The organism is uncultured Tateyamaria sp., assembly GCF_947496075.1.
Classification (GTDB): domain Bacteria; phylum Pseudomonadota; class Alphaproteobacteria; order Rhodobacterales; family Rhodobacteraceae; genus Tateyamaria.
Genome location: NZ_CANMBJ010000009.1, coordinates 46,950 through 72,007, shown reverse-complemented (window position 1 = coordinate 72,007; position 25,058 = coordinate 46,950). Strand labels below are relative to the sequence as shown.

At 62.2% G+C, this 25,058-nt stretch carries 24 protein-coding genes; 6 read left to right on the top strand and 18 right to left on the bottom strand.

Going from position 1 to position 25,058, the window contains the following annotated elements; translation table 11 throughout:
* Nucleotides 1–10: 10 nt before the first annotated feature.
* From dxs to Q1A51_RS23950, 13 genes are all read right to left on the bottom strand, one after another.
* Nucleotides 11–1,930 (bottom strand): 1-deoxy-D-xylulose-5-phosphate synthase, encoded by a 1,920-nt coding sequence (gene dxs / locus Q1A51_RS24010; protein WP_299606255.1) that lies wholly within the window; start codon nucleotides 1,928–1,930, stop codon nucleotides 11–13.
* 290 nt (nucleotides 1,931–2,220) lie between these two features.
* Nucleotides 2,221–3,309, bottom strand: coding sequence for a photosynthetic reaction center cytochrome PufC (gene pufC, locus Q1A51_RS24005; protein ID WP_299606252.1), 1,089 nt, complete (start codon nucleotides 3,307–3,309; stop codon nucleotides 2,221–2,223).
* A 2-nt stretch (nucleotides 3,310–3,311) separates the two neighbouring features.
* Nucleotides 3,312–4,304 (bottom strand): photosynthetic reaction center subunit M, encoded by a 993-nt coding sequence (pufM, locus tag Q1A51_RS24000; RefSeq protein ID WP_299606250.1) that lies wholly within the window; start codon nucleotides 4,302–4,304, stop codon nucleotides 3,312–3,314.
* A 4-nt stretch (nucleotides 4,305–4,308) separates the two neighbouring features.
* Nucleotides 4,309–5,172, bottom strand: coding sequence for a photosynthetic reaction center subunit L (gene pufL / locus Q1A51_RS23995; RefSeq protein ID WP_299555622.1), 864 nt, complete (start codon nucleotides 5,170–5,172; stop codon nucleotides 4,309–4,311).
* A 142-nt stretch (nucleotides 5,173–5,314) separates the two neighbouring features.
* Nucleotides 5,315–5,473 (bottom strand): light-harvesting antenna LH1, alpha subunit, encoded by a 159-nt coding sequence (pufA, locus tag Q1A51_RS23990; RefSeq protein WP_189371632.1) that lies wholly within the window; start codon nucleotides 5,471–5,473, stop codon nucleotides 5,315–5,317.
* 9 nt (nucleotides 5,474–5,482) lie between these two features.
* Nucleotides 5,483–5,638: a light-harvesting antenna LH1, beta subunit gene (gene pufB / locus Q1A51_RS23985; RefSeq protein ID WP_039688894.1), complete on the bottom strand. Its 156-nt coding sequence runs from the start codon at nucleotides 5,636–5,638 to the stop codon at nucleotides 5,483–5,485.
* Between the two features lie 189 nt (nucleotides 5,639–5,827).
* Entirely contained in the window at nucleotides 5,828–6,058 is a 231-nt protein-coding gene (gene pufQ, locus Q1A51_RS23980) for a cytochrome PufQ (protein WP_189371634.1), read from the bottom strand.
* A complete protein-coding gene (bchZ, locus tag Q1A51_RS23975) occupies nucleotides 6,055–7,578 on the bottom strand; it encodes a chlorophyllide a reductase subunit Z (protein WP_299606240.1) in 1,524 nt (507 codons plus the stop codon). Before bchZ ends, pufQ begins: the two co-directional genes overlap by 4 nt.
* A gap of 208 nt (nucleotides 7,579–7,786) precedes the next feature.
* Nucleotides 7,787–9,355, bottom strand: coding sequence for a chlorophyllide a reductase subunit Y (gene bchY, locus Q1A51_RS23970; RefSeq protein ID WP_299606238.1), 1,569 nt, complete (start codon nucleotides 9,353–9,355; stop codon nucleotides 7,787–7,789).
* Complete coding sequence (locus Q1A51_RS23965; protein WP_299606235.1) at nucleotides 9,352–10,353, bottom strand: chlorophyllide a reductase iron protein subunit X; 1,002 nt, start codon at nucleotides 10,351–10,353, stop codon at nucleotides 9,352–9,354. The genes bchY and Q1A51_RS23965 overlap by 4 nt, the downstream gene beginning before the upstream one ends.
* A gap of 3 nt (nucleotides 10,354–10,356) precedes the next feature.
* Nucleotides 10,357–11,292 carry a chlorophyll synthesis pathway protein BchC gene (gene bchC / locus Q1A51_RS23960; RefSeq protein WP_299606396.1) on the bottom strand — a complete coding sequence of 312 codons (936 nt, stop codon included), beginning with the start codon at nucleotides 11,290–11,292 and terminating at the stop codon, nucleotides 10,357–10,359.
* A gap of 132 nt (nucleotides 11,293–11,424) precedes the next feature.
* Complete coding sequence (locus tag Q1A51_RS23955; RefSeq protein ID WP_299606233.1) at nucleotides 11,425–12,552, bottom strand: methyltransferase; 1,128 nt, start codon at nucleotides 12,550–12,552, stop codon at nucleotides 11,425–11,427.
* On the bottom strand, nucleotides 12,549–13,430 hold the full coding sequence (locus Q1A51_RS23950; RefSeq protein WP_299606231.1) for a polyprenyl synthetase family protein: 882 nt from the start codon (nucleotides 13,428–13,430) through the stop codon (nucleotides 12,549–12,551). Before Q1A51_RS23950 ends, Q1A51_RS23955 begins: the two co-directional genes overlap by 4 nt.
* Nucleotides 13,431–13,528: 98 nt before the next feature.
* Between Q1A51_RS23950 and crtD the strand changes: the two genes are divergently transcribed.
* Entirely contained in the window at nucleotides 13,529–15,067 is a 1,539-nt protein-coding gene (gene crtD, locus Q1A51_RS23945; RefSeq protein WP_299606229.1) for a 1-hydroxycarotenoid 3,4-desaturase CrtD, read from the top strand.
* Here crtD and Q1A51_RS23940 read toward each other — a convergent pair.
* Entirely contained in the window at nucleotides 15,039–15,173 is a 135-nt protein-coding gene (locus tag Q1A51_RS23940) for a hypothetical protein (protein ID WP_299606402.1), read from the bottom strand. The two genes, crtD and Q1A51_RS23940, sit on opposite strands and share 29 nt — an antisense overlap.
* Here Q1A51_RS23940 and crtC point away from each other — a divergent pair.
* Entirely contained in the window at nucleotides 15,115–15,936 is an 822-nt protein-coding gene (gene crtC, locus Q1A51_RS23935; RefSeq protein ID WP_299606226.1) for a carotenoid 1,2-hydratase, read from the top strand. The two genes, Q1A51_RS23940 and crtC, sit on opposite strands and share 59 nt — an antisense overlap.
* Before the next feature lie 143 nt (nucleotides 15,937–16,079).
* On the opposite strand, the gene Q1A51_RS23930 is transcribed toward crtC, so the two are convergent.
* On the bottom strand, nucleotides 16,080–17,006 hold the full coding sequence (locus tag Q1A51_RS23930) for an AraC family transcriptional regulator (protein WP_299606223.1): 927 nt from the start codon (nucleotides 17,004–17,006) through the stop codon (nucleotides 16,080–16,082).
* A gap of 184 nt (nucleotides 17,007–17,190) precedes the next feature.
* On the opposite strand from Q1A51_RS23930, the gene Q1A51_RS23925 reads away from it, so the two are divergent.
* A complete protein-coding gene (locus Q1A51_RS23925) occupies nucleotides 17,191–18,093 on the top strand; it encodes an SDR family oxidoreductase (protein ID WP_299606220.1) in 903 nt (300 codons plus the stop codon).
* Between the two features lie 293 nt (nucleotides 18,094–18,386).
* Here the strand turns inward: Q1A51_RS23925 and Q1A51_RS23920 are convergent, their stop codons facing one another.
* From Q1A51_RS23920 to Q1A51_RS23910, 3 genes are read right to left on the bottom strand one after another with little or no spacing between them, the layout of a single operon-like run.
* Nucleotides 18,387–18,869, bottom strand: coding sequence for a TspO/MBR family protein (locus tag Q1A51_RS23920; RefSeq protein WP_299606217.1), 483 nt, complete (start codon nucleotides 18,867–18,869; stop codon nucleotides 18,387–18,389).
* A 5-nt stretch (nucleotides 18,870–18,874) separates the two neighbouring features.
* The gene (gene crtB, locus Q1A51_RS23915; RefSeq protein WP_299606214.1) at nucleotides 18,875–19,909 is read right to left on the bottom strand and encodes a 15-cis-phytoene synthase; all 1,035 of its coding nucleotides are present in this window, start codon (nucleotides 19,907–19,909) and stop codon (nucleotides 18,875–18,877) included.
* Nucleotides 19,906–21,432, bottom strand: a complete 1,527-nt coding sequence (locus tag Q1A51_RS23910) for a phytoene desaturase (protein WP_299606212.1) — start codon at nucleotides 21,430–21,432, stop codon at nucleotides 19,906–19,908. Before Q1A51_RS23910 ends, crtB begins: the two co-directional genes overlap by 4 nt.
* Nucleotides 21,433–21,529: 97 nt before the next feature.
* Here Q1A51_RS23910 and crtA point away from each other — a divergent pair, with 97 nt between their 5' ends.
* The 3 genes from crtA to Q1A51_RS23895 all read left to right on the top strand — a co-directional run bounded on the left by crtA (nucleotide 21,530) and on the right by Q1A51_RS23895 (nucleotide 25,057).
* Complete coding sequence (crtA, locus tag Q1A51_RS23905; protein WP_299606210.1) at nucleotides 21,530–22,243, top strand: spheroidene monooxygenase; 714 nt, start codon at nucleotides 21,530–21,532, stop codon at nucleotides 22,241–22,243.
* Nucleotides 22,240–23,247: a magnesium chelatase ATPase subunit I gene (bchI, locus tag Q1A51_RS23900; RefSeq protein ID WP_299606208.1), complete on the top strand. Its 1,008-nt coding sequence runs from the start codon at nucleotides 22,240–22,242 to the stop codon at nucleotides 23,245–23,247. Before crtA ends, bchI begins: the two co-directional genes overlap by 4 nt.
* 166 nt (nucleotides 23,248–23,413) lie before the next feature.
* On the top strand, nucleotides 23,414–25,057 hold the full coding sequence (locus tag Q1A51_RS23895) for a magnesium chelatase subunit D (protein WP_299606393.1): 1,644 nt from the start codon (nucleotides 23,414–23,416) through the stop codon (nucleotides 25,055–25,057).
* The last annotated feature ends 1 nt before the right edge of the window (nucleotide 25,058 follow it).

The window sequence follows — 25,058 nt, the reverse complement described above, 5'->3', positions numbered from 1 at the left end:
AAGCGGAGCCTTACTCTCCCGCGATCAGATCAACCACATTGCTCTCGGCCCGCCTCACGGCATCGCGCACGGTTTTCACAATATCCGCCGCCGTCAGACCGGCATCTTCATACATCTCGTCCGGGCTGGCCTGATCAATGAACCGGTCAGGCAGATGCATCGTGCGCACCTTTAGCCCCTGATCCAGCAGCCCCTCGGCCGCCATGACCTGCAACACCATCGCCCCAAAACCGCCCATGGCCCCCTGCTCCACCGTCACCAGCAGCTCATGGCCGGTGGCCAGGTTGCGGATCATCTCGATATCCAGGGGCTTGGCAAAACGCGCATCGGCAATGGACACCGACACCCCCTCCGCCTCAAGCCGCGCCGCAGCGCGTTCACAGGCATCCAGATGTGTGCCCAGCGACAACAACGCCACGTCCGACCCTTCTTGGATCATCCGGCCCTTACCAATCTCCAGCACATCGCCTTGCTCCGGCATCTCGACCCCACGCCCGTTGCCACGCGGATAGCGGAAGGCAATTGGCCCGCTGTCATGGGCGGCGGCAGTGGTGACCATATGCACCAACTCCGCCTCATCCGCTGCGGCCATCACCACGATCCCCGGCAAAGACGCGAGATAGCCGATATCAAAGGACCCCGCATGGGTGGCCCCATCGGCCCCGACCAAACCCGCCCGGTCGATCGCAAAACGCACAGGCAGGCCCTGCAGCACCACGTCATGCACAACCTGATCATAGCCGCGCTGCAAGAAGGTCGAATAAATCGCGCAAAACGGCTTCAACCCGCTCGCCGCCATCCCGGCAGCAAAGGTCACGCCGTGCTGTTCGGCAATGCCCACGTCAAACACACGCCCCGGAAAGCGGTCCGCAATCTTGTTCACACCGGTGCCCGAGGGCATGGCGGCCGTCACGGCGACAATCGACGGGTCCTGCGCCGCCAGATCGGCTAACGTCTCGCCAAAGACAGACGTATAGGACGGCGCATTGCTCTTGCCCTTGGATTGCTCACCGGTCTCCACGTCGAACTTGGACACACCATGATACTTGTCCGCCGACCCCTCGGCGGGGGCGTAGCCCTTGCCTTTGACCGTACAGGCATGGATCAGCACCGGCCCCGTGGCCCGCGTCCGCGCCGCGCGCAGCACCGACAGCACCTGCCCCATGTCATGCCCGTCAATCGGGCCGATATAGTCAAATCCCAGTTCCTCAAAGAACGTGCCCCGGCTTTCCACACCCGTCACCATCTCACGCGCCCGGCGGGCCCCATCACGCATGGGCTTGGGCAAGGCGGCCTCCATCCCCTCGGCAATGGCATGCAGCGGAGCAAAAGGAGAATTGCGGGACAGGTTCGACAGATACGTGCTCATGGCGCCGGTGGGCGGGGCAATCGACATCTCGTTGTCATTCAGGATCACGAACAACCGCCGCCCCTCGTGGCCCGCATTGTTGAGCGCCTCATAAGCCATACCCGCGCTGATGGATCCGTCACCAATCACGGCAATCGCATCGCCCGTCGGCATGCCCATGTCGCGGCCCACGGTGAAGCCCAAAGCAGCAGAAATCGAGGTCGAGGAGTGGGCCGCCCCAAAGGGATCGAAATCGCTCTCGGCCCGCTTCGTAAACCCGCTGATACCGTCCTTCTGACGCAAGCTGCCCATACGATGACGGCGCCCAGTCAGGATCTTGTGCGGGTAACACTGATGGCCCACATCCCAGATCAACTTGTCCCGCGGGGTGTCGAACACGGCATGAATGCCAACGGTCAATTCGACAACTCCCAGAGACGACCCCAGATGCCCGCCCGTGCGGCTGACGGCGTCGATCACGTCGCCACGCAACTCATCCGCCAATCGGGACAGTTCAGCATCACTCAGCCGCTTCAAATCAGCGGGGCCAGCCACAGTATCCAGAAGAGGTGTTTTGGTCATGAGCGCACATCCTTTCAACTCGCCCCGTCCACCTTGCCAAGCAGACCCGTGGGGCAAAAAAGCGTCGTGCCTGAGGGTTCAAGCACGACGCCAGGTTCCTGTAGCCAACAGGAAGGGAACCGGGATCATGTGATCCCGTGCGTGGGTCAAGGAAGCCAGAGACCCGCGCCTGGCGTCGCGGGGAAGGTGCGTGCCACCCCCGCCACATCTCTTTGCGCCACCGGGGCGGAGAACATCTCCGCCTTACGAGGGGCGCGCGGTAAGGCGGGCGTGTCGCCCGCCTAGGACCGTCACTCGTAAACAGGCGCCTCGGTCGACGCGAGTTCAGGCCAATCTGCCACCATGTTCATGCCTTGTAGGGGTTTCTGATACCCCTTGTGGCAGGTGCGGCAGCCCACCTTGGGCGCATCGGCATAGATCGGGCCAAGGCGCTCGGCTGGGTATGTGTCCTTGAGCGGGATCAGGTATTCCTGGTTCAGCTCGATGACCATCTGGCGGCCCTGCTGGGCGGTCGACCACTGCGGCGTCACCTGCGCCCCGTCATAGAACGCTCGGCTGTTGTGGCAGAAGACACAGTTCACACCCAACGAGTTCGAGAAATAGTTCATCAGGCTGAACGTCATCTCGGTCTTCTGGATCGTGTGAACATCGTCATCCAGACCCGGCACACCGGCCACCCGGCTTTCCAGATCATGCACATTCACCTGGCTGTCATAGTCGGTCAGATAGACCTCCAATGCCGTTGAGGGCAGCGAGGTCGACGAACTCATCGACGTGGCGCGGTTCTGATCCGCAGCCCAACCACCGACATTCTCGTTGACTGGCGTGACATTGAACCAGACATCGCTTGGAACAGCCTCGCCCCGGTGACAGGTATAGCAGTTCACACCTGCATCCCCGTTCACATTGACATGGCCCGCCCAGTTCTCGTTCAGGTTCTGGGTCATCTGGATCATGCGCCGCGCCACCACAGTCTGGTAGTTTTCCTCGCCATCAAACAGCACGCTGATGCCCGTCCATGTCCGCATCGCATTCACGATGCGTTCGTAGTTTTCAGGTGTCAGATCGGCCAGCAACGGTTCGGCATTGTCGATGACATCACCAGCGCGAGCAGCACCAGCACCCGGGACAACCGGCGGGGCCGAGCTGTAGCCCGCCACCGTCGGATCCTCGGCCTTGCGGGCCACATTGTATTCCGGCACCGACATGCCCGTGCCGCGTGGACCCGTCTGCATGCTCTCGGTCTGGACCGGGTTGCCCCATGTCACCAAGAGGGCGGCGACAAAGACAGCGCTCCCGACAATGCCGATGGCGATGGCCGGCCCGAACACATTGGTTGGATTGGCCTTGTTCCATTCATTGAACCACTTGGGCAGCATGATCAGTCCTCCTTCCCGATGAAGGCTTCGTACGACCCGTAGTCCTCGTAGCCATATGCACCGTCATAGGCGGGGGCAAAGTTGTGCTCCTGCGCCCAGATGAACCAGTTGTCGACCACCGTGCCGGTCAGCAGGATGCCAATGCCGCCCGTGATCGGGGTCAGCACCGCGAACCACCAGGCCCAGCGGTGAATGCCCTCCATCGTGGCGTTGAACCCCATGGTCCAGCGCCAGAACAGGGCCGCCCGCTCGGTCGCCGTACCACGGTCATAGATCTGCTCCAACTCGCGGTCGCCGCCATAGCGGGTCACGGCCAGAATAGTACCACCATGCATGCAGAACAGCAGGACAGAGCCATAAAGGAACACGATCGAAAGACAGTGGAACGGGTTGTAGTAAAGGTTGCCGTAGCGGATCGAGAATGCGGTCGTCCAATCAAGGTGCGGGAAGATGCCATAAGGCACCGCCTCGCTCCACGATCCCATCAGGACCGGACGGAACAGACCCAAGACAAGAAACAACCACACCGCAGCCGCAAAGGCCCAGAACACGTGCTTGCCCATCTTGTGCTCAGCCGCCAGCAGGTAGGACCGCAACAGCCACGTCATCACCGACACCAGCAGGAAGAACGAGGCGATGATGTACCAGCCTCCCTCGTCCAGTGGCGGCATGGACAACCCGTATTCGGGCGAGGGCGGCTCAAGCGCCAGCCAGAACAGCTGCCGGATGAACTCGGGGATGCTGAATCCAACCTGGCTCAGCATGTTGATGCCGACCATTACGAACCAGATCAGGCCCGTCGCCAGCGACACCATGCCGGTCCAGCCGAGGTAAATGGGTCCGATCTGCGCATTGCCGATCCAGCCAGCGAGGGTCGAGAACCAGGGCTTTCCGCCCCGCTCAGCCATCATCTCGCCGCTGTCGTCCATGCCCCATTCCGGGTTCCCCTGAACTTGGACCTGGGTGAAGATGTTTTGATATTCAGTGTTGAACATGCCCTTACCCTCCAAAGCCGGATTGATAGACGGGCAGCGGATCAGCGCCCCAGATCGGCAGGTTCAGCCACCAGTTCCACCACTCGGGCCAGCCGGACGTCCAGACCGGGCCAGAGATAATGATGCAGACCGCACTGAAGAACACCGCGTTGATGGCCAGAAGCCAGCCAAGCCGGTGAATGCCCAAGGTGCCGATCGAATAGCCGATGAAGTCACGAAAGAACGTGTCCTCGTGATCCGGTGTCTTGGCCAGTTCGCCCTCTTCGGGGTTGGCAGCGGACAGGATCAGCGCCCCGTGCAGCGCCAGCGCCAGCGTGGTGGTAAAGAACAGCGTCACGGCCAGCATATGCGCCGGGTTGTAATGGAAGTGCAGATACGCGTAGCCCGTGTTGCTCACCCAATCGAGGTGGCTGAAGATCCCATACGGAAACCCATGCCCCCACGCACCCATCAGGAAGGGGCGGAAGATGACCAGCGTCATGTAGGCCAGAATGGCAAAGCTGAAACCGATGGGGACGTGATATCCCATCCCCAGCTTGCGGCAAATCTCAACCTCGCGCAGGGCCCAGCTGATGAACGCGCCGGTGGCACAGATCGTGATGATCTGCCACAACCCGCCTTCCAGCAGGGGCGCCATGCCCAGACCGTAACTCAGGTCCGGCGGCGCGATGTTGATCAGCCATGGATTGAAGGTACCCTGTTGGGATGCGCCCCAGAAAATCAGGATAGTGCCCAGAAGGGCGAAAAAGGCGGTCGTGACCCCGAAAAAGCCCACGTAGAATGGACCGACCCAGAAGTCGAACAGATCGCCGCCGATCAGCGTCCCTCCGCGGACGCGATACTTTCGTTCGAAGGACAGCAAGGCCATCTCTCTATCTCCGCGTTTGGCGGCGCGGCCCGGGTCGGGTCGTCAGCCGTCTTGGTAGTGTCAGAATGGGTTTGCTGCGGGCAGGCGGGGGCGCACTGTTGCCCCGCCCGCAGCGATCTTGATGATCCCTTCGGACCAGTTCTTACTGGGCGCCTTGGGCAGCCAGCTCGAACCAGTTGAAGTGCTCCGTGCTCAGCAGGACGAGGTGAATCATCGCTGCCAACAGGAACAGAAAGACGCCTTGCGCAACGAACACGCGGCGAGGATCAAAAATGAGCCAGATCTTGTAGAACTTTGCCATGTCTTGTCCTTACCAACCGTTCGCGAACCAGGGACGCCAGATGTACGTTGCCAAGTGAGCGACAACGGCCACGGCTGTGAAAAGCCAGAGCCCGCTCATGTAGACAGCGTGCAATTCTTGCGCCTGCTCGTCTGTAAGACCTGTAAAAGACAGGTTTTCAGCCATAGTCATTCCTCCGGAAATCAATGCTGACGCCGCGCACCCCGCGGCCGGGTCCTTTGGGGTCACCCCCTCCGGGCTCTGTCCACCTGCAGGCAGGCGTCCAGTCTCGTGTCTCGGCAGGCGCACACAGGCCGAGAGAACTCATAAGCTCGCGCGAAAGCGGGCCCGTTAGAAAATATGTCGGGGCTGGTCTCACGCGTTGAAGATCATCGGCGTGATGATCCGCGCCTGGGTCCAGGCCCGGGCCATCGGGCCCTTGTCGGTAAAGCTGCGCGACTTGATCGCGGCCAGCGCCCAGGTCAGGCAGGCCAGCGGCAGTGTCGCCACAAAGATGATCGCGAAATAGACCATGAACTCGGTCTTCTCGCTGTTGCGCTTTCTGGCGGGTGCCTCGGTCGCCATGTTCGATGTCATGTCAGTCATGCTGTTCCTCCCTCGGAAACGTTGTCTGACGACCCGGCCAAGGCCGGATCTTTCATGTCGGACGACCCCGCCAAAGCGGGATCGAGAGCGCGCACAGTTTCAATCACAACCCGGTCCGCACCTTGCGCGAGGGCTGCTTGCTCAGCCGCATCGCGCAGGGTCTTTGCCGCGGAAATCCGGGTCAGGATGGGGTGCTGGGCCACGATCCGGTCCAGCATGGCCTGGGCATCTTCGTCCCAGGGGAAATCGCGGCGAAGCGTGGTTGGGGTCGCTTCCGCCGCATCCATATCTGTCCCCAGTGGCAGGATATGGAAAAGAGCGTCAAAGAGGCCATTGCAGACCTCCTGAATGATATAGGTGGCCCCGGCATATCCCATAAAGGGTGTCCCCGTGGCGCGCCGGATCGCGGCACCGGGGAAACTGGCCGGAATGAATGCGGGGCTTGGACCATGTCCACCCTTCAGCTCCGCCAGATACATCTTTTCATTGATGGACCCGAAGACGACAAGGGGGCGCTTCTGGCCCATCCAGGCGCGCACTTCCTCGTTGTTGGTCTTCTTGCCGGCCACGCGAGCGGTGGCAAAGGCACAGGGCAGGCCCATGTCCTCCTCGAGGAACAGGCGCAGCCCTCTTGCATAGGTCTCGTTCGCCACGACGGCAAAGGATGCAGTGGCAAAGAAATCCTGCGTGACCGACCGCCACAGGTCCCACACAGGTTTGAGCGTCGAATGCTTTTCGCGCTCGATAAAAGGTTCGGGGTCGAGGCCCACCAGGTTCCCCAGTGCGCGCAGGAACTTGGTGGTACTCTCGACCCCTATCGGGGCTTGTAGATACGGCTTGGCAAGAAGCTCGCTCAACCCGCGCCCGAACTCGCGGTACATGCAGATGTTCACATCCGCATTCACCAGATTTCGCATGTCGGCCACATGGGCGCCCAGAGGCATCACCATGTTGACCTCGCAGCCGATCCCTTCGACCAGCCTGCGGATCTCGGCCAGATCGGATGGCATGTTGAACGTGCCATACATCGGACCGAGGATATTAACGCGAGGACGCGCACCTTCCTCGCGTTTCTTCTCGGGCGGCATCCGACCCTTGGTCATACCGAATTCGGTAAAGATCCAGGTCATCGCCCGATCCGCCGCTTCCCACTGATCCTCATCAATGGTGCGCGGCAGGAATCTCTGAATATTCGTGCCTTGGGGGGTGACACCCCCGCCGATCATCTCGGCAATGGAACCGGTCACAACGACGGCAGGCAGTGCAGGGTCCAGCGTGCCCCAGGCCCGCTTCATCGCGCCTTCGGTGCCGTCGCGGCCCAGTTCTTCCTCACCCAGACCCGTGGTCACGATGGGCAACTCATGGGGCGGCAGCGCGTCGGTGTAGTGCAGAACGGACGTCACCGGCAGGTTCTCGCAGCCGACAGGGCCATCAATGACCACCTGCAAGCCCTTCACCGCGCAGAACGCGTAAACCGCGCCCCAGTACCCGCCTGCCCGATCGTGATCCATGATCAGCATGGGGCACCTCCGCTTTGCGCAGAGGGCATCGCGCGTCCGCGGGTGGGCGCATAGCGCCCGCCCAGGGGGGCGGACGGGCGCTGCCCGGCGGTGCCCGCCGGGCGGAACGTTGCAACCGATCCGCTTTCATACAACCGTGCGCGAACGCGTTCGGCTTGCGCCAAACGCTGCCTCGCGCCGTTGCGCGTATATGTTCCATATCCGCGCACTAAATCATCTCCGCGGCCTTGGCCGCTTTCTTCTGACGTTCCAGCTTCTTCAAATTCTGCGCCCGGAAATCAGGCCGCGTATTCGGCGCACCTTCCCAGACACCAGCCGTATCGCCCTCGCCCACGCCTTCAAAGAAGGCCTTCATGTGATCCATGCGCCCCTTGTTGGCGATGGCGGCATTGATGACTTCAGCCAGCGATCCAGCCCCGGCCACACCCATCAGGGGCCGCGCCGAAATCAGGTTGGTGAAGTAGAGCCCGGGAATACCCAGCTCCTTGGACTTTTGCACAACCGGCGTCGTCCCGATGGCCAGATCCGGCTGCACCGCTTCCATGGCGGCACAATCATCTTCCAGCGATGCACGGAACTTCACCTTCACACCCTTGGCCTCAAGCCACGCCTGATCGTCCGCGTTCCACGGTGTCCGCGGACAAGCGGTGCCCACATAAGGCACCTCCGCCCCGCTCTCGATCAGCAACCGGGCCACCAGCAATTCGGACCCTTCATAGCCTGATAGGGTGATTGTCCCCTTGATCGGCGTCGCGGCCAACCCGCCGGAAATCGCAGGCAAAACAGCATTCTGCGCCTCGGCAATCTGCTCAGCCGAACAGCCATGCGCCTCGCCAATGGCCTTCAGCCAGGCAGCCGTGCCATCACGCCCCACGGGGGCCGAGCCAACAATAGGCCGACCGGCAGCCTCGAACTCACGCACGGCAGCGGTATAGAACGGATGCACCGCCGCCACGACGGACGCATCCAGAGCTGCGTAAAGCTCGCGCCACTCCCGGCACGGCACCACCGGCCCTGCAGCCAGACCCAAGGGTGCCAGCATTTGCCCGATCATCATGGGATCGGCCGGGAACATCTCTCCCAGCAGCGCCACGGTCGGGCGATCAGATTTTCCACCCACGGGCGCAGCGACTGGCCCGGCCTCCACTTCGGCGCGGGCGTATTTCAACATCGCCCCAGCCAGAACATCCTTGGCTTCGGCATGGGTGGGAATACCAAACCCGGGCACGTCGATTCCGACGATCCGAACCCCATTGATCTCATCCGGCAACAGCCGCAGCGGCACGCCAGAGGCCGTCGGAACACACAGGTTCGTCACGACAATGGCGTCATATTTGTCTGGGTCCGCCAGATCATGAACAGACTCGCGAATGTCCTCGAACAGCTTTCCGGTCACCAAAGTCTCAGAATTGAAAGGCACATAGCCAACAGACCGACGCGCGCCATAGAAATGGGATACAAAAGTCAGTCCATAGACACAGCAGGCCGAGCCGCTCAGCACAGTCGCCACGCGGCGCATCCGCAGACCCACACGCAACGACCCGAATGCCGGGCACATGCTTTGCGGTTTGTCATGGGGCCCTTGCGGATAGTCAGCGGCGAACTTGTCCAACATCTCGGAGTTGCCCGCCATCCGCGCGGCCTTTTCCATCTCGGACCCTGAATGACAGCCCAGACCGTCAACAGGGGCCTCCACCGCAGGCATCTCTGCCTCGCGCGGGTGGCCCTTGGTCACCTCCACCGTATCGGCGGCGTCATATGTGACCTTGGGACTCATGCGTCGTCATACACCACTTCAAGGGACTCTTTCGGCGCTGCATTCTTGCCGCGCATGTCCATGTCCGTGGCCGGGATCAATTCAATGCCCGCCCCCGTCTCGGACCCGTCAAAAAGATCAAGCAGCCCATCCTGCGACAAGGGCGCAGGACGCACCGGCGGTGCGACGGCCACGTTCTCTCCCAGAGCAGCAAACAGGGCACCCCATTGGGACGTGTCCGTGCCGACAATCTGGTAATTCGCGGATTTCTTGCGCAGGTCATCATCCTGCGGAATGGACGCCAGCACCGGAATGTCCACGGCTTCGGCAAAGGCTTGCGCCTCGCCCGACCCGTCATCCTTATTGATGACCAGCCCGGCCACGCCCACATTGCCGCCCAGCTTGCGGAAATACTCCACCGCCGAACACACGTTGTTGGCCACATACAGCGACTGCAGATCGTTCGACGCGACTAGGATCACTTTCTGCGCCATGTCCCGCGCAATGGGCAGACCAAAGCCGCCACACACCACGTCACCCAGAAAATCGAGCAGGACGTAGTCAAAATCCCAATCGTGAAAGCCCAGCTTCTCCAGCAGCTCAAAACCATGGATGATGCCCCGCCCACCGCAGCCGCGGCCCACTTCGGGCCCGCCCAGCTCCATGGCAAACACACCGCCACGCTTGAAACACACGTCACCGATCTTCACCTCTTCGCCCGCCAGTTTCTTGCGGGTCGAGGTTTCGATGATGGTCGGGCACGCCTTGCCACCAAACAACAGGCTGGTGGTGTCAGACTTCGGATCGCAGCCGATCAGCAGCACACGCTTGCCCTGCTCCGCCATCATGTGGCTCAGGTTGGCGAGGGTGAAGGACTTGCCAATCCCCCCCTTGCCATAGATCGCGATGATCTGGGTGTCCTTCGTGGCCTCGGCAGGCAACACGTCGGCCAGGTCTTCATTGGCCTCATCACGCAGGCGCTGATCGAAATCCTTAAGATTAGGAACCTCGTCTTTCATGCTTCAGTGCTCCCAATCCAAAATCATCTTCAGGCAGGCCCCGTCAGTGAAGGCCTGTTCATAAGCCGCCCGCGCATCGGCAGCGGGCCGTGTATGTGTGATCAGCCCATCCAGTCGCAGCGCGCCGCATTCCACCAGCGCACGGGTCGCGGCCAGATCCTCGCGGGTCCACTCGGCCGCCACGCGGAACCGGGCCTCTTTCATGAAGGCGGGTGGAAAGGCGAAACTCAAAGGCGCGGAATAGAAACCGGCCAGCACGATCTCACCACCCTTGGCGATGCGACCGACCAGATCGTTCAACAGGTCACCCTGCCCCGACGCGTCATAGATCGACCGATAGTCGCGGCGTTGATCATCATCGGGATGCAGAACCTCGTACCCCTGCGCACCGGCGCGGCGGGCAGGGTCAATCTCCCACACCATCGGCGCAGGCGCGCCCGAGGCGATGGTCAACCGGGCCAGCAACCGGCCAAGCACACCATGGCCCACGATCAGGTCCGGCACGGCCTTGTTCATGCCAGCCATTGCGTGACGAGCGGTGGCGGCCAAGGCCAGCAATGCGCCCTCCGCCCCCAACTTGGGATCAATACGAGTCACACGCTCACTGTCGGTGACCAGCGTTTTCGCCGCCCCACCAAACAGGCCAAAGGCACCTTCGAAGCAATTCGACCCCGGCACGAACACACGGTCACCGGGTTTGAACCCGGTCAGCACACCGGCCTCTACCACTTCACCAGCAGCCTCGTAGCCCGGCACCAGCGGATAGCCCATGCCCGGAAAGGGCGGCATGTCGCCCGACCAGAACAGCTTTTCCGTGCCCGTGGAAATCCCGGAATGCGTGACTTCGACAACCAGATCACCTGCCCCCGGCGCCGTCAGCGCCAGCGTGTCGACATCAAGGTCTTTGGGACCTTTCAGTAGGACGGCAGAAGTGTCCAAGGTCATCTCCATGTTCGGGCGTCGCAATTGCCCGGTTTCCTTTGAAAGAGACTCAGGGCGACGCTTTGTCGTTATGTGTCATTCTAGTTGGACATATCATTGTGTCAATTAGATTGGACACTTTCCTGTAAATCAGATCGGACGCACCGCTGTCACAACGCGCGTGACATAGGTGCGCGCGGGCGTCGGACAGCGCACTTGATCAAAGCCCGCCTCGACCAAAAGCGCACTGATCTCCTCCGCAGATCGGGCGCGTCCCGTCTGCATCGCCATCGTGTAAAATGCGAAATACACGTCCCCTGCCCGCTCGGGTCGGGCACCGCCGCCCATCGGCTCGGACACGATCAACTGCCCGCCGGGGGGCAAGGCATCATGCACCGATGCCAACAAAGCGCGCACTGTGTCATCGGAATGATCGTAAAGAACACGGATCAGTGAAATCGCATCCGCGCCTTCGGGCAAAGCATCCTCGCGGAACGACCCCGGCGCGATGGTCACCCGGTCTGCCATCCCCGCCGCGTCAAACCGCGCCTGCGCATCGGGCACCACGGATGGCAGATCGAACAGCGTCATCTGCATCGTCCGGTTGACCTGACCCGCCGCTTCCAGAAACGCCCCCGTGCCGCCGCCGATATCCAGAAGGTGCTGCACACCTTTCAGCGATACGGTCCGCAACGTGTCCTCAGCCACCAAGCGCTGCGATTGCGCCATCAGGTCGGAATAGACCGCTGCATCGCCCGCATCCACATCGCCGCCAAAAACATAAGGCCAGAACTGGCTCAGCTTCGTCTCATCCGGCTTGCGCAGCAACGCCACCGGATCACGCAGATCATCATAGAATGCCTTGTGGTGCCGGATCATCGCCTCCAGCCCCGGCACGCCCATCAGCGCAGCCCCCTTGCGCGCCAGCGCAAAACGATCCCTCTTGCGTTTGAGCAGCCCCAGCGCGGCCCCCGCCTGCAATAGGACCCGCATCCCATCCTCAGGCACATCACAGGCGCGCCCCAATGTCTCGGCTGTCTGCGGCCCTGCCCGCAACCGCCGGAACAGGTCCAATTCGACCAGCGCCATCAGCACCTGGCTTTGCACAAACCCCTGCACCACATCGAACAGCGCGGCCCCATCGGCCCGCGCCCGCGATCGTGTGAGTGGAAACTTGCTGGCCCAGCTTTGAAACCCCGGCCGTGCGACCAGCCGGTTCACCCAGCTACTGACCCTATACTTGGGCCAACCGGGCAGGTCATGCGCGTCGCTTGTCATTCGCCCGGCACGCGGGATGGAGACACAACAGGCGTCAGCCGCTCCGCATACATCCGCACCATCTCGGCCAGCTGCGCCTCGCCCGGGCAACTCGGGATCGAGGCGATCGCCCCACCCAGAATATCCTTGAGGCGGCTGATCGCCCCCTGCACGCCAAATGAGGCCACCGCATTCGGCCGCCCGTGCAGGTCGTCCTGACCCGCAGGCTTGCCCAGTGTCGCCTCGTCATACAGCGCATCGCGCAAGTCATCAGCCACCTGGAACGCCTCGCCAATCCGGTCGCCCAGCTCGAACCACTGCTCCGCATCCTGCCCTGCCGCAATGGCACCCATCTGCGTGGCCGCAATGAACAGCGCCCCAGTCTTGGCCTGATGGTAGGCCTTCAGATCCACCTGATCCTCGCTCTCCCATCCCTGCCCCGCACAGATACCGCCGGGCATGCCGGTCCGCTGTGCAAGGTTCATGATCAACTGCGCCACCCGCTCGGGCGCATGCCCCGACTGCCTGGCAAGGGTTTCAAAGGCCAGCACGATCAGGCTGTCACCGGCCAGCACCGCCAGCGGCTCGGAATAGGCACGATGCACCGACGCCTTGCCGCGGCGCATATCCGCATCGTCAAAACACGGCAGATCATCATGGACGAGGGACGCGCAATGGATCATCTCCAGCGCCGACGCGGCAGCATTCGACACGGTCGGGCGATCATCACCACAGGCCATCGCAACAGACATGAGGATAGTAGGGCGGATGCGGGCCCCACCGGGGGCCGTCGCATAATGCAAAGCGCTCGCAAGCTTCGGCGGGGTCGCCCGTCCAGCCCCCTGCCCTACACCCACAGCCTCGGCAATCGCCGTCTCGATCCGCGTGCTTAGGCCCATGCGCGTCGCTCCCTTTCGGTATAAATGTCACTTTAAGCGTACACTAAAGTGTAAATCATACTGGACACATTGCCTGTCACGAGTCAACATTCCACCCGATGACCCATGTCATAGCCCCCGCCCCGCAACGCGCCGTGATCATCGGCGCGGGCATCGCTGGCCTTGCCTGCGCGGCCCAGCTGCGGGCGGCGGGCTTTGCGGTGACACTGCTGGAACGGCACGCGACCGTCGGTGGCAAAATCCGCGCGGTCCCTTCCAAGGCAGGCCCCATCGACGCAGGCCCCACTGTGCTGACGATGCGGCACGTCTTCGACGACCTCTTTGCGCAACTGGGCACCCAGCTCGATGACCATGTGACGCTGATCAAACAGAACGAACTGGCCCGCCACTTCTGGCCCGACGGCAGCACACTCGGTCTCTACGCGGACGAAGAGCGCAACATCGGCGCGCTCCGCAGCTTTGGCGGCAACGATGCGGTGGCGGACTTCCTCAAGTTCACCAAACGCACGCGCCAGCTCTTCACGGCCTTCGACGCGCCCATGATGCAGGCCCCCGAGCCCAAGCTCGGCGCCCTCACCAAACACGTGCTGCGCCAGCCCCATCTCATCCCGGCCATGGCCCCACTGTCGACACTCAAAACCCTGCTCAAACGCAGCTTCCGCGACCCAAGGCTGCGGCAACTCTTTGGCCGCTACGCCACTTATGTCGGCGGCAGCCCCACCCACGCCCCCGCCATCCTATCGCTGATCTGGCAGGCCGAGGCCAACGGGGTCTGGGTGGTCAAGGGTGGGATGCATAAGTTGACACAGGCGCTCTTGCATGTGCTGGACACCAACGGCGTCGACACCGTGACAAACGCGCATGTCGATCGGATCGAAGTCCGGAACGGACGGGCAATTGCCGTCCATCTGCTAGACAGAACCCGCCTGCCCTGTGACATGCTGGTACATGCGGGCGACCCAAGGGCGCTGGCCACCGGCACACTCGGACCCGACACAGCGCATATCGCCCCGCAAACGGCCAAGGCCAAACGCAGCTTCTCCGCCCGCGTGCTCAGCTTCGCCGCCAAACCGCACGGACCAGACCTCGCACACCACAACGTCTTCTTCGCGGCGGACGCGACCAGCGAATTCCGCGACCTCATGGCCGGGCGCGTGCCCGCAAATCCCAGCTTCTACATCTGCGCCCTCGACCGCGGCCAGGACCGCGCTCCACCCCAGCTTGAACGGTTCGAGATCATCACAAACGCGCCCGCGACGGGCGAAGACACCTCGGAGGACCTCTCCCCATGGCTTCATCAGATCACGCACCAGATGGCGCAGCACGGGATGACTTTCAGCCCGACACCGGATACGACAACGATAACGACGCCCCAAGCGTTCGGGCAGATGTTCCCGGCAAGTCTCGGCGCGCTCTACGGCCAGACGCCGCACGGGCTGACAGCCGCACTGCAACGCCCCACGGCCCGGACGCAGATCCCGAACCTCTATCTCGCAGGCGGGGGGACGCACCCGGGGGCGGGTGTGCCCATGGCCACCCTCTCCGCCCGGCACGCGGTCGAGGCGATCTTGAGCGACCAAACTTCAACGTCGAGGTCGGGCCAAACGGCTATGCGTGGTGGTATGTCGACGGCTTAAGCGATTGCGGCACCCGCGCCGTCTCGGTCATCGGCTTCATCGGTTCGGTGTTCTCGCCCTGGTACCGCTGGTCCGGGCGCAAGAACCCGCAAAACCACGTCTGCATCAACGTGGCCACCTATGGCAAAGGCGGCCGGTTCACGATGACAGACCGGGGCACTTCCGCGCTCCGGCAAACGGCCTCAAGGTTCGAGGTTGGCCCCTCCATGATGCGCTGGGAAGACAACAAACTGATCATCGACATCGACGAAATCTCATCTCCCCCGCTGATCTCGCGGATCAAGGGCCAAATCCGGGTCATCCCCTCGGCGCTCACCAATGTCGAACTCCCCCTCACAAATGACAACGCCCATATCTGGCGCCCCTTCGCCCCACGCAGCCGCATCGAAGTCGACATCGACCGCCCCGGCTGGCAATGGTCGGGCGAAGGCTACTTCGATGCCAATTTCGGCACCCGCGCTCTGGAAGAAGACTTCTCGTACTGGACCTGGGGCCGCTACCCGACCGGGGACGGCGCCACCTGCTTCTACGACGCCACGAGGCTCGATGGCTCGGAACTCGCCGCAGGCTTCCACTTCGACGAAACGGGCGAAGCCACCAGCATCCCGCTCCCGCCCAAAGCCCCCATCCGCCGCTCGCTCTGGGCGGTCAAACGCGAAACCCGCGGAGACGCGGGCGCCAAAGCCCGCCAAGTGCAAAACATGCTCGACGCGCCGTTCTACTCCCGCTCGGCCGTGGAGACGACACTGAACGGCGAACGCACCACAGGAGTGCACGAAGCCCTCGACCTCACGCGCTTCCGCTCGCCCCTGATCAAACCGATGCTTGCAGTCCGGGTCCCCAGACGCAGCAAATGGACCTTCTCCTGATCCATCTTCAACGTCCGCCAGTCGGTTCAGGGGAGTTGTATGAACGGCAGGTAAGAGCCCAGATTCTGCAAATGCTGCAGCTTTCACGAATGCTCGCAATCCGCCAATGAGCGGACACCCGTTTCAGGACAAAGCCTTGTTACTTATACTGCCAGCGGCGATTGAAACTGGTTTGCGAACTGTCTGGGTGGGCTGCCCACGACCCGTTTGAACGCAGTATTGAAAGCATTTTCAGATTGATACCCGACGCGCTCGGCAACCTCCGCAATCGTATCGCGTGAAGTCTTGAGCTGATCGCTCGCTTTCGCCATGCGCAAGTTTGTCAGGTAGTCCATTGGAGTCTCACCCACTACGTCATGGAAGCGCCGTGCAAATACGGACCGGGACATACCAGCGTGTTCCGCTAGAGCCGTGAGCGTCCACCTACGTCCGATGTCTGCGTGGATCGCGGCCAATGCCAGAGAGAGCTGTGCATCCACCAGAGCGGCCAGCCAGCCTAAGCCACCATCCTTTGCAACGTGTTGGTGCCGCAGCGTCTGCACCAAAAGGACATGGGACAGATGCTGCGCTATCAACAACCCTCCAGGACGCGCCGCGGCGATTTCGTCCAGAATGCGTTCGACCAGGTATTGCAATTGCGCTGCGGCAGCCTGTTCGGCGGGGATCACGATGATCGGGGGCAGCATTGAGACGAAATGCGCCGGTTGGACCTGTGACACTGTAAAACGACAGCTTGCGATCGCTGCATGACCCCCACCATTCACGACAGCAGGTTGCTCGGACAGAGGCATCGAAAAGAGACGCTCTAGCGGTTCGGGCACACATGAAGGGTCCGTAGAAATCGAAAACGGTCGACCACTTGGAAGAACAAAGAAGTCGCCTTGCTCAACCAGAACCGGCGTGTCGCTTCCCTCAACCGCCACCCAACACTGCCCCGCTAGCATCGTATTGCATTTCAGCGCACCGGCCTGATCCGGAAAGGCGACTGCGGACGGGTGGCCTAGGTCGATCAGGCCTGCGAGGTGGCTCTGCGGCTTCAGGATCGAAAGAATGTCAGACAGGGGGTCCATTTGGTTTGCTCAGTTGTTCAGCTTTGATTGAGAATACCAAACCGATTGTCGCAAAGCTACAAATTGGGACGATGGCGAAGATTCTAGTGACTACCACACATTCAACGTATCAGAAACGCTCATATATTTAGTCTCATGAGATTTGGGTTGGACGACCGACCCAAGTGCAACAAAGGAGATAGCTATGCGTGTATTCGTAACCGGAGCAACAGGTTATGTCGGCCGTGCCGTCGTTCGCGAGTTGCTGGACAACACCCATTCGGTCATTGGGCTTGCACGGTCCGAAGCCTCTGTTGAAGCCCTTAAAAAGGCTGGCGCTGAACCACACCTGGGATCCCTCGAAGACTTGGCCAGTCTGCGCGTTGGGGCCGCCAAGGCCGACGCGGTAATTCACCTTGGCTTCAATCACGACTTCTCAAATTTCGCCGAAAACTGCGCCCATGATGCCGAGGTGGTGCGTGCGATAGGCGCGGAACTGGCTGGATCGGACCGGCTTTTTCTTGCGACATCCGGCACCGCAATCTTGTCACCTGGGGCGTTCTCGACCGAGACAGACCTCGCCCCCTCAGGTGAGATGGCACACCCTCGCGTGGCGACAGAACATGCAGGCGCAGAAATGGCGCGGAAAGGCGTCAAGATTGCCGCCGTGCGACTGGCACCTTCTGTTCACGGTGCCGGGGACCACGGCTTTGTGCGCATGCTGGCCGACATCGCGCTGCAGAATGGCGAGGCCGCCTATGTCGATGAAGGGCAAAACCGCTGGTGTGCCGTGCACCAGCAGGACGCCGCGCGACTATATCGCCTGGCTTTGGAGCGTAACGAGGGCGGCGTCCACTACCATGCCGTGTCCGAAGAAGCCGTGCCGTTCAAGGACATCGCCGAGGCGCTCGGCCAAAGCCTTGGTTTGTTGGTATCGCCCAAATCCGGCGAAGAGGCGCAGACCTACTTTAATTGGTTCCACTTCATGGCCGCTTCCGACACCCCGGCGTCCAGCGCATGGACCCGCAAGGTCTTGGGGTGGATCCCATCCGAGCCGTCTTTGATCGCTGACATCAAAGCAGGACTGTACCGTCCAATCGAGGCTTGAGAAGGAATGGCGTGAAACAAGAATACCTCGATTGTCCAAATCGCGGACGTTTCGCCAGATGATAGAGCACTGTTGGTATAGGAAGTCGGCTCCGTTATGCACCTCAACAAACGGCTGCTAACAAAGTCATCCGGACATTTGATCAAACAAACCAAATGTCCGGATTGTCCGCACACCCAACCCAAAGCCGGTCCAACACAAGCCCGTGGGCTTGTGTTGGACCGGCGCCTTCGGCTTGTTCCGGTCCCGTCAGCGCGTCGAAAATACGAGCGGTTGGTCGGGCGAAAGCCCCTTCACCCCGCCTGCACAGATCCCTTCGCCGCCTCTTCCGGGTTCAACCGCCATACACCCCAATTCAGTGATGCGGCAATCGTCACCCAAACCAGATACGGCACAAACAGCAACCCCGCGAGCGTATCGACCTGCCACAGGGCCAGCATCGCACTCAGCACCGTCACCCACAGCACCCCGATAATCGCCATGCCCAACCGGATATTGCGCAACCCAAAAAACACCGGCGTCCATAGTCCGTTGAACGCGATCTGCATCGCCCAGAACGCCATGGCGATCCCGTTGCCCTCAGCCATTGCCGCGCGCGCACCTGCTACGGCCATGCAGACATAAAGCACCATCCACGTCACCGGAAACACCCAGTCGGGCGGTGTCCAGCTGGGCTTCGACAGCGACCGATACCATGGGCCCGGCGGGAACAACCCACCGGTTACGCCCGCGCCAAGGCAGGCGGCGAAGAAGATGCAGAATAAAAGCCAGAACATGAGGGTCACGTAACCCGTGCGCGGGTCCCGATCAAGCTTGCCCGATCCGCCTGTCGCTTGGCTTCCAGCGCGGCCAGCGCTTCGAACAGACTGTCACTGCGGCTGGGCCGTGCCCCGGTGGCTGCGGCATCAACCAGAAACTGCACTTCGGGCAGCGGCTTGGCGTAAAGGACAGCCGATTGCGGCATGACCATGCTCGTCCCGCTCAGCGCCACCGATTGCGCCAGCCACCCCAGCTTCTGCGCCTTGCTGGTTCGTGCCCGGGCCGAGATGCTGTCATACCCCATGCCCGTCAGCCGCCCGCCGATGCCCGCATAGATGAACCGCGCCGCATAAATCCCCGGACGGCACCCGCGCGGCAGCGCGGCAATCCCCGCTTCTGACCTGTAATAGAGCCTGTTCGCCTCCATCACCAACCGCTTGACCATCGCCCGCACCGCCTTGGTCGGGCGCGGGTCGGCAAAGAAGCCCTCGGGCGTCATTCCCGCCTCCTCCAGCCACTCTGTCGGCAGGTACAAACGGCGCTCCAGCGCGTCTTCGCCCACGTCGCGGGCAATATTCGTCAGCTGCATTGCCACGCCCAGATCACAGGCCCGCGCCAGCGCATCCGCATCGCGCGCACCCATCAGCACGCACATCATCGCGCCCACCGCAGACGCCACCCGCGCCGAATAGTCTTTCACGCCGGACAGCGACGCGTAGGTCCGCGCATCCGCATCCCATGCCAAACCCTCCAAGAGGGCGTCAGGCAAGGCACGCGGCATCTCGAACTGCTCCACAACAGCGGCAAAGGCCCGGTCCGGCGCCGCGTTTTTCGGTCTTCCGGCATAAACCAGATCCAGCCGATCCCGCAGGCGCAGCACGGCCTCCACCTTCTCGGCCTTCAGGTCCACCTCGTCATCCGCCAACCGGCAGAACGCATAAAGCGCCAACGCCGGGTCGCGCACCCGCTTGGGCAACAGCTTCGATGCGGCATGAAACGACAACGACCCATGGCGGATCGCCTCGGTACAGGCCTCAAGATCACGCGGATCAATCATGTCACCGCATCCGGCACCAATTGCGCCAGAACCTCCGCCGTTGAAATCACCCCCGGCACGCCCGCACCGGGATGGGTCCCCGCCCCCACCAGATACAACCCCTCAGCCTCTTCACTCACATTGTGAGGTCGAAACCAGGCCGACTGCAGAATCCGCGGCTCAATGGAAAAACCGGACCCGTGCGGCGACAGATACCGATCACGGAAGGTCTCGGGCGTGAACACCTGTTCGGTGCTGATTTTCGACCCTAACCCAGGCAAAAGATGATCTTCCAACACGGCCAACACCTTGGCCTTATACGCCTCCGCCTCCGTCGCCCAATCCACACCGCCATGACCCAGATGCGGCACAGGGCTGAGAACGTAAAACGTATCATCCTCTTCGGGTGCAACAGATGGATCGGTAACGGACGGACGATGCACATAAAGGCTCATGTCATCCGCCAGCTTGCCCTTGATGAAAATGTCCTTCAGCAAGCCAGTATAGCGCGGCCCGTTCAGGATGGTGTGATGCCCCACATCGCCCCACTGCCCCCGCGTGCCCTTCGTCCCGAAATACCAGACAAACAGGCTCATCGAATAGCGCGTGCGCTTCAGCTTGGCGGGCGTCCACCGCTTCTTCGGCACCTGCCGCATCAACCGATCATAGGTGTGCCCGGCATCGGCATTGGACACAACCACATCGGCGCCCAATTCCAGCCCCGACTCCAACCGCACGCCCCGCACACGCCCGTCATCGACGACAATCTCGTCAACCACAGTGTCCATCAGCAGCGTACCGCCCTGATCCTCGATCACATCGGCCATCTTCCGGGCCATCCCGGCCAACCCACCCATGGCGTAATGCACGCCAAATTCCTTCTCGAGATAGCTCACCAGAATATACATGCTGGTCACATGGGTCGGGTCACCCCCGATAAAAAGCGGGTGAAAGGAAAACGCCATGCGCAGCTTTTCATTGCGGAACCGGCGCGCCGCATGGGCATAGACAGAGCGATCAGCCCGCAGCATCCCGAAGGTGGGCAACACCTTCACCAACTCCCACAGCTGGTGCATTGACCGCCGGCCCAGATCCTCGAAGCCAAACCAGTACCGCTTGGCACTGTCGCGCAGGAATGCATCAAAGCCCGCCACGTCGCGCGGCTCGATCTTCGCCACCTCTTCCCGCATGGCATCGGTGTCATGCTGGGCCACGAACTTGGTGCCATCCGGCCAGCGGATCTCATAGAATGGGTCCAAAGACCGCAGCTCCACATCATCATCAAACCGCCGACCACACGCAGCCCACAACTCGCGATAAAGCTGCGGCACGGTCACAATGGTGGGGCCCAGATCAAAGCGATGCCCGTCTTGCCAAATCGCCGATCCACGGCCCCCCGGCACATCCAGCTTGTCAACGACAGTGACGGCATAGCCCTTGGCCCCAAGGCGCATGGCCGCTGCCAACCCACCCAGACCCGCACCAATGACGATGGCGCGGTTGCCCGCACGGGTCTTCGATTCGATGGGATCAAGGCGTGTCATCTCTCCAAAACAATACGAGTGTCTAGTTTAGTTGACAATTTCTTTTCCACCGATAGGCTAAATCATGTGCCAATGGGCACGCTGCCAGTGCGAATTGATGGACCAGACAACAACCATATCCTTCTTCCGTTTTCCGCGGTGGCGCGACCGGGCATGGGCGCTGACCATGATGGGCGGCGCCCGTCTGGCCATGTCGCGCGTCCCCGATCTCGGGTTCTGGAAACTCTGCGGCTCCGGCACGGGCGAAGGGTTCACGCCTGTGCCCAACACCGCCGTCTATGCCATCCTCTGCACCTGGCCGGACGAAGACACGGCGCGACAACGCGTGGCACATACCCGCATTTTCCAACGCTACCGCGCCCGTGCCTCCGAAGATTGGACCGTCTTTCTGGCCCCCACCTCTGCCCGCGGCGCATGGAGCGGTCGAATGCCGTTTTCCCCTGTATCAGAGCCTGAAACAGGCCCACTGGCCGCCCTCACACGCGCCACGATCAAACCCGGTATCCTCACCAAATTCTGGGGCCGCGTCCCTGACATCTCGGCCATGATCGGCAGTGACCCCAACGTGGTGTTCAAGATCGGGATTGGCGAAGTCCCCATGCTCCACCAGGTCACGTTCTCCATCTGGCCCGGGCCGCAGGAAATGGCCCAATTCGCCCGCACAAACGGCCCCCACGCCGAAGCAATCCGGGCCGTCCGCGATGGCGCCTGGTTTCGCGAAGAGCTTTACGCCCGTTTCGCCATCCTTGGCGACAGCGGCACATGGGGTGGCACCAGCCCGCTCGCCCAACTGGATCTGACCGCAGCATGACGAAAACGCCCTTCCCCTTCTCCGCTATTGTCGGCCAGGACGACATGAAACGGGCCATGATCCTCACGGCCATCGACCCCGGCATTGGCGGCGTTTTGGTGTTTGGGGATCGGGGCACGGGCAAATCCACCGCTGTGCGGGCCCTCGCCGCCCTCTTGCCCCCGATCACCGCGGTGCAGGGCTGCCCGATCAACGCTGAAACGCACGCAGACTGCCCCGATTGGGCCAATGTAGAGACAAAAAGAACCCGTAAGGTCCCTACTCCGGTCATCGACCTGCCCCTCGGCGCAACCGAGGACCGCGTGGTAGGCGCACTCGACATCGAACGTGCCCTCACACGGGGCGAAAAAGCCTTTGAACCCGGCCTGCTGGCCCGTGCCAACCGCGGTTACCTCTACATTGACGAGGTCAACCTGCTCGAAGACCACATCGTTGACCTCCTGCTCGACGTCGCCCAGTCCGGCGAAAACGTGGTCGAGCGTGAGGGGCTCAGCATCCGCCACCCTGCCCGCTTTGTGCTGGTGGGTTCCGGCAACCCTGAGGAAGGCGAATTGCGGCCCCAACTGCTCGACCGTTTCGGTCTGTCGGTCGAAGTGCGCAGCCCCAATGATGTGGCCCAAAGGATCGAAGTCATCAAACGCCGCGACGCCTTTGAGTCGGACTTCGATGCTTTCATGGAGACCTACACCAAGGAAGACGCCAAGATCCGACGCAAGATCCTCGGCGCCCGCAAGCTCCTGCCGCAGATCGAAACGCCTGACGCCATCCTACACGATTGCGCAGAACTGTGCATCGCACTCGGCAGCGACGGGTTGCGCGGCGAGTTGACGCTCCTGCGCGCCGCCCGCGCCCTGGCAGCCTTCGACAAGAAAAAGGTGCTCACCCGTGACCACCTCAAGCGCATTGCGCCCGTCGCCCTGTCCCACCGGTTGCGCCGCGATCCGCTGGACGAAGCCGGCAGCACCACCCGCGTCACCCGCACGGTCGACGCTGTGCTGGCATGACGGGCGCGGCGGACGGCACGTCCGCCTTACGATTGCGCACTGCCCTTGCATCATCCCGTAGGGCGGGGTTCACCCCGCCAAACCACTTATCCCACAGCGTGCACCGCTTAACCGCATCACCCCCCACGTGTAAGGCGGACGTGTCGTCCGCCAAAGGCAGCACGCAATGACAGCGGAAAGCTGGCATAACGCGGCCCTCGCCCTGCGCCTCCTGGCCCTCGACCCCGCAGGCCTTGGCGGCGCGGTCATACGCATGCGCGCCAGCCCCGACCGCGACGCGCTACTCGCAGGCTTCACCCCTTCCCTGCCCATCCGCAAACTGCCCGTCACCATCTCAGACGAACAACTCTTTGGCGGTATCGACCTAAGCGCCACGCTATCATTTTCTCAAGTCATTGAAAATAAATCATTTTTTAGCGCGCCTTGCATAGCTCAACTCCCTATGGCCGAACGCTGCCCGCCAGCCCTCGCAGCCAAACTCTCTCAACTCACCGATCAGTCTCTAACACAGGGCTTTTTGCTCCTGGACGAAGGGATCGAACCCGACGAACGCACCCCCGATCCGCTCGCCGATCGTTGCGCCTTCCATCTCTCGCCCGAGGGGCGAAAACCAGCTGTCCCCGCGGGGACACCCCAATCTGTCCCCGCGGGGACAGCGGTAAAAACGGCAGACGCGATCTTGCAGCTCACCCTGCTCGCCACTCGCTTCGGCATCGCATCCCTCAGGGCTCCCACCCTCGCCCTGCGCACCGCGCGCGCCCACGCGCAATACATGGGCCGAGCGCACCTTACAGACGCCGACGTCGAGGTTGCCGCAACTCTCGTTTATCCGCACCGCGCAACCACGATCCCAGAGGACATGGAGGACCAGGAAAGCTCCCCTCCCCCACCTTCAAGTGATGACTGTCCCCGCGGGGACAACCAGGAAAACGACGCATTCCCGGACACAGATATGCTGGTCGAAACCATCAAATCCCTGCTCCCAGCAGACCTCCTGAACGGACTTGTCCCCGCGGGGACAAACCGCACATCCGGCGGTGCTGGCGCCGGTCAAAAACGCAGCAGCAACCGCCGCGGCCGCCCCCTACCCTCGCGCCCCGGACGGCTCGACGGCACCTCCCGCATCGACCTGGTTGCCACGCTGCGCGCCGCCGCCCCGTGGCAGCCCCTGCGCCGCCAACAGCAGCCCAACCGCTCGGGCCTCCTCATCCGCCCCTCCGACATCCGCCTAAAACGCTACGCCGAACAATCCGACCGCCTCCTGATCTTCGCGGTGGACGCGTCCGGCTCAGCCGCCGTGTCCAGACTGGGCGAGGCCAAAGGTGCCATCGAACTCCTGCTCGCCGACGCCTATGCCAGCCGCGACCACGTCGCGCTCATCTCATTCAGGGGTACCGAGGCTGAAACCCTGCTGCCCCCCACCCGTTCCCTGGTCCAGACCAAACGGCGGCTCTCTGCCCTTCCCGGCGGAGGCGGCACCCCCCTTGCCTCCGGCCTGCAACACGCCCTCCTGCTCGCGCAGCAAAGCGGTGCCAGAGGACTGACACCGACCGTCATTTTGATCACTGACGGACGCGCAAATATCGCGCTCGACGGCCAAGCAAACCGGGCGCAGGCCGCGCAAGACGCGACCACGATGGCGAGGGCCTTGCGCGGCTCGGGAACGGCTGCTTTGGTGATCGACATGTCCAACCGCCCTCAACCCGCTCTGAAGGATCTGAGCCGCACTTTGGACGCTCCCTACGTTGCCCTCCCGCGCGCTGACGCGCAGCGGCTAAGCGGCGCGGTGCAAGCGGCTTTGGACAGCTAAA

Excerpts from the sequence above, each read along its gene's own strand:
- dxs (WP_299606255.1), bottom strand. The coding sequence starts at position 1,930 with ATGACCAAAACACCTCTTCTGGATACTGTGGCTGGCCCCGCTGATTTG.
- pufC (WP_299606252.1), bottom strand. The coding sequence starts at position 3,309 with ATGCTGCCCAAGTGGTTCAATGAATGGAACAAGGCCAATCCAACCAAT.
- pufM (WP_299606250.1), bottom strand. The coding sequence starts at position 4,304 with ATGTTCAACACTGAATATCAAAACATCTTCACCCAGGTCCAAGTTCAG.
- pufL (WP_299555622.1), bottom strand. The coding sequence starts at position 5,172 with ATGGCCTTGCTGTCCTTCGAACGAAAGTATCGCGTCCGCGGAGGGACG.
- pufA (WP_189371632.1), bottom strand. The coding sequence starts at position 5,473 with ATGGCAAAGTTCTACAAGATCTGGCTCATTTTTGATCCTCGCCGCGTG.
- pufB (WP_039688894.1), bottom strand. The coding sequence starts at position 5,638 with ATGGCTGAAAACCTGTCTTTTACAGGTCTTACAGACGAGCAGGCGCAA.
- pufQ (WP_189371634.1), bottom strand. The coding sequence starts at position 6,058 with ATGACTGACATGACATCGAACATGGCGACCGAGGCACCCGCCAGAAAG.
- bchZ (WP_299606240.1), bottom strand. The coding sequence starts at position 7,578 with ATGCTGATCATGGATCACGATCGGGCAGGCGGGTACTGGGGCGCGGTT.
- bchY (WP_299606238.1), bottom strand. The coding sequence starts at position 9,355 with ATGAGTCCCAAGGTCACATATGACGCCGCCGATACGGTGGAGGTGACC.
- Q1A51_RS23965 (WP_299606235.1), bottom strand. The coding sequence starts at position 10,353 with ATGAAAGACGAGGTTCCTAATCTTAAGGATTTCGATCAGCGCCTGCGT.
- Q1A51_RS23955 (WP_299606233.1), bottom strand. The coding sequence starts at position 12,552 with ATGACAAGCGACGCGCATGACCTGCCCGGTTGGCCCAAGTATAGGGTC.
- Q1A51_RS23950 (WP_299606231.1), bottom strand. The coding sequence starts at position 13,430 with ATGGGCCTAAGCACGCGGATCGAGACGGCGATTGCCGAGGCTGTGGGT.
- crtD (WP_299606229.1), top strand. The coding sequence starts at position 13,529 with ATGACCCATGTCATAGCCCCCGCCCCGCAACGCGCCGTGATCATCGGC.
- Q1A51_RS23940 (WP_299606402.1), bottom strand. The coding sequence starts at position 15,173 with ATGCAGACGTGGTTTTGCGGGTTCTTGCGCCCGGACCAGCGGTACCAG.
- Q1A51_RS23930 (WP_299606223.1), bottom strand. The coding sequence starts at position 17,006 with ATGGACCCCCTGTCTGACATTCTTTCGATCCTGAAGCCGCAGAGCCAC.
- Q1A51_RS23925 (WP_299606220.1), top strand. The coding sequence starts at position 17,191 with ATGCGTGTATTCGTAACCGGAGCAACAGGTTATGTCGGCCGTGCCGTC.
- Q1A51_RS23920 (WP_299606217.1), bottom strand. The coding sequence starts at position 18,869 with ATGTTCTGGCTTTTATTCTGCATCTTCTTCGCCGCCTGCCTTGGCGCG.
- crtB (WP_299606214.1), bottom strand. The coding sequence starts at position 19,909 with ATGATTGATCCGCGTGATCTTGAGGCCTGTACCGAGGCGATCCGCCAT.
- Q1A51_RS23910 (WP_299606212.1), bottom strand. The coding sequence starts at position 21,432 with ATGACACGCCTTGATCCCATCGAATCGAAGACCCGTGCGGGCAACCGC.
- crtA (WP_299606210.1), top strand. The coding sequence starts at position 21,530 with ATGGACCAGACAACAACCATATCCTTCTTCCGTTTTCCGCGGTGGCGC.
- bchI (WP_299606208.1), top strand. The coding sequence starts at position 22,240 with ATGACGAAAACGCCCTTCCCCTTCTCCGCTATTGTCGGCCAGGACGAC.
- Q1A51_RS23895 (WP_299606393.1), top strand. The coding sequence starts at position 23,414 with ATGACAGCGGAAAGCTGGCATAACGCGGCCCTCGCCCTGCGCCTCCTG.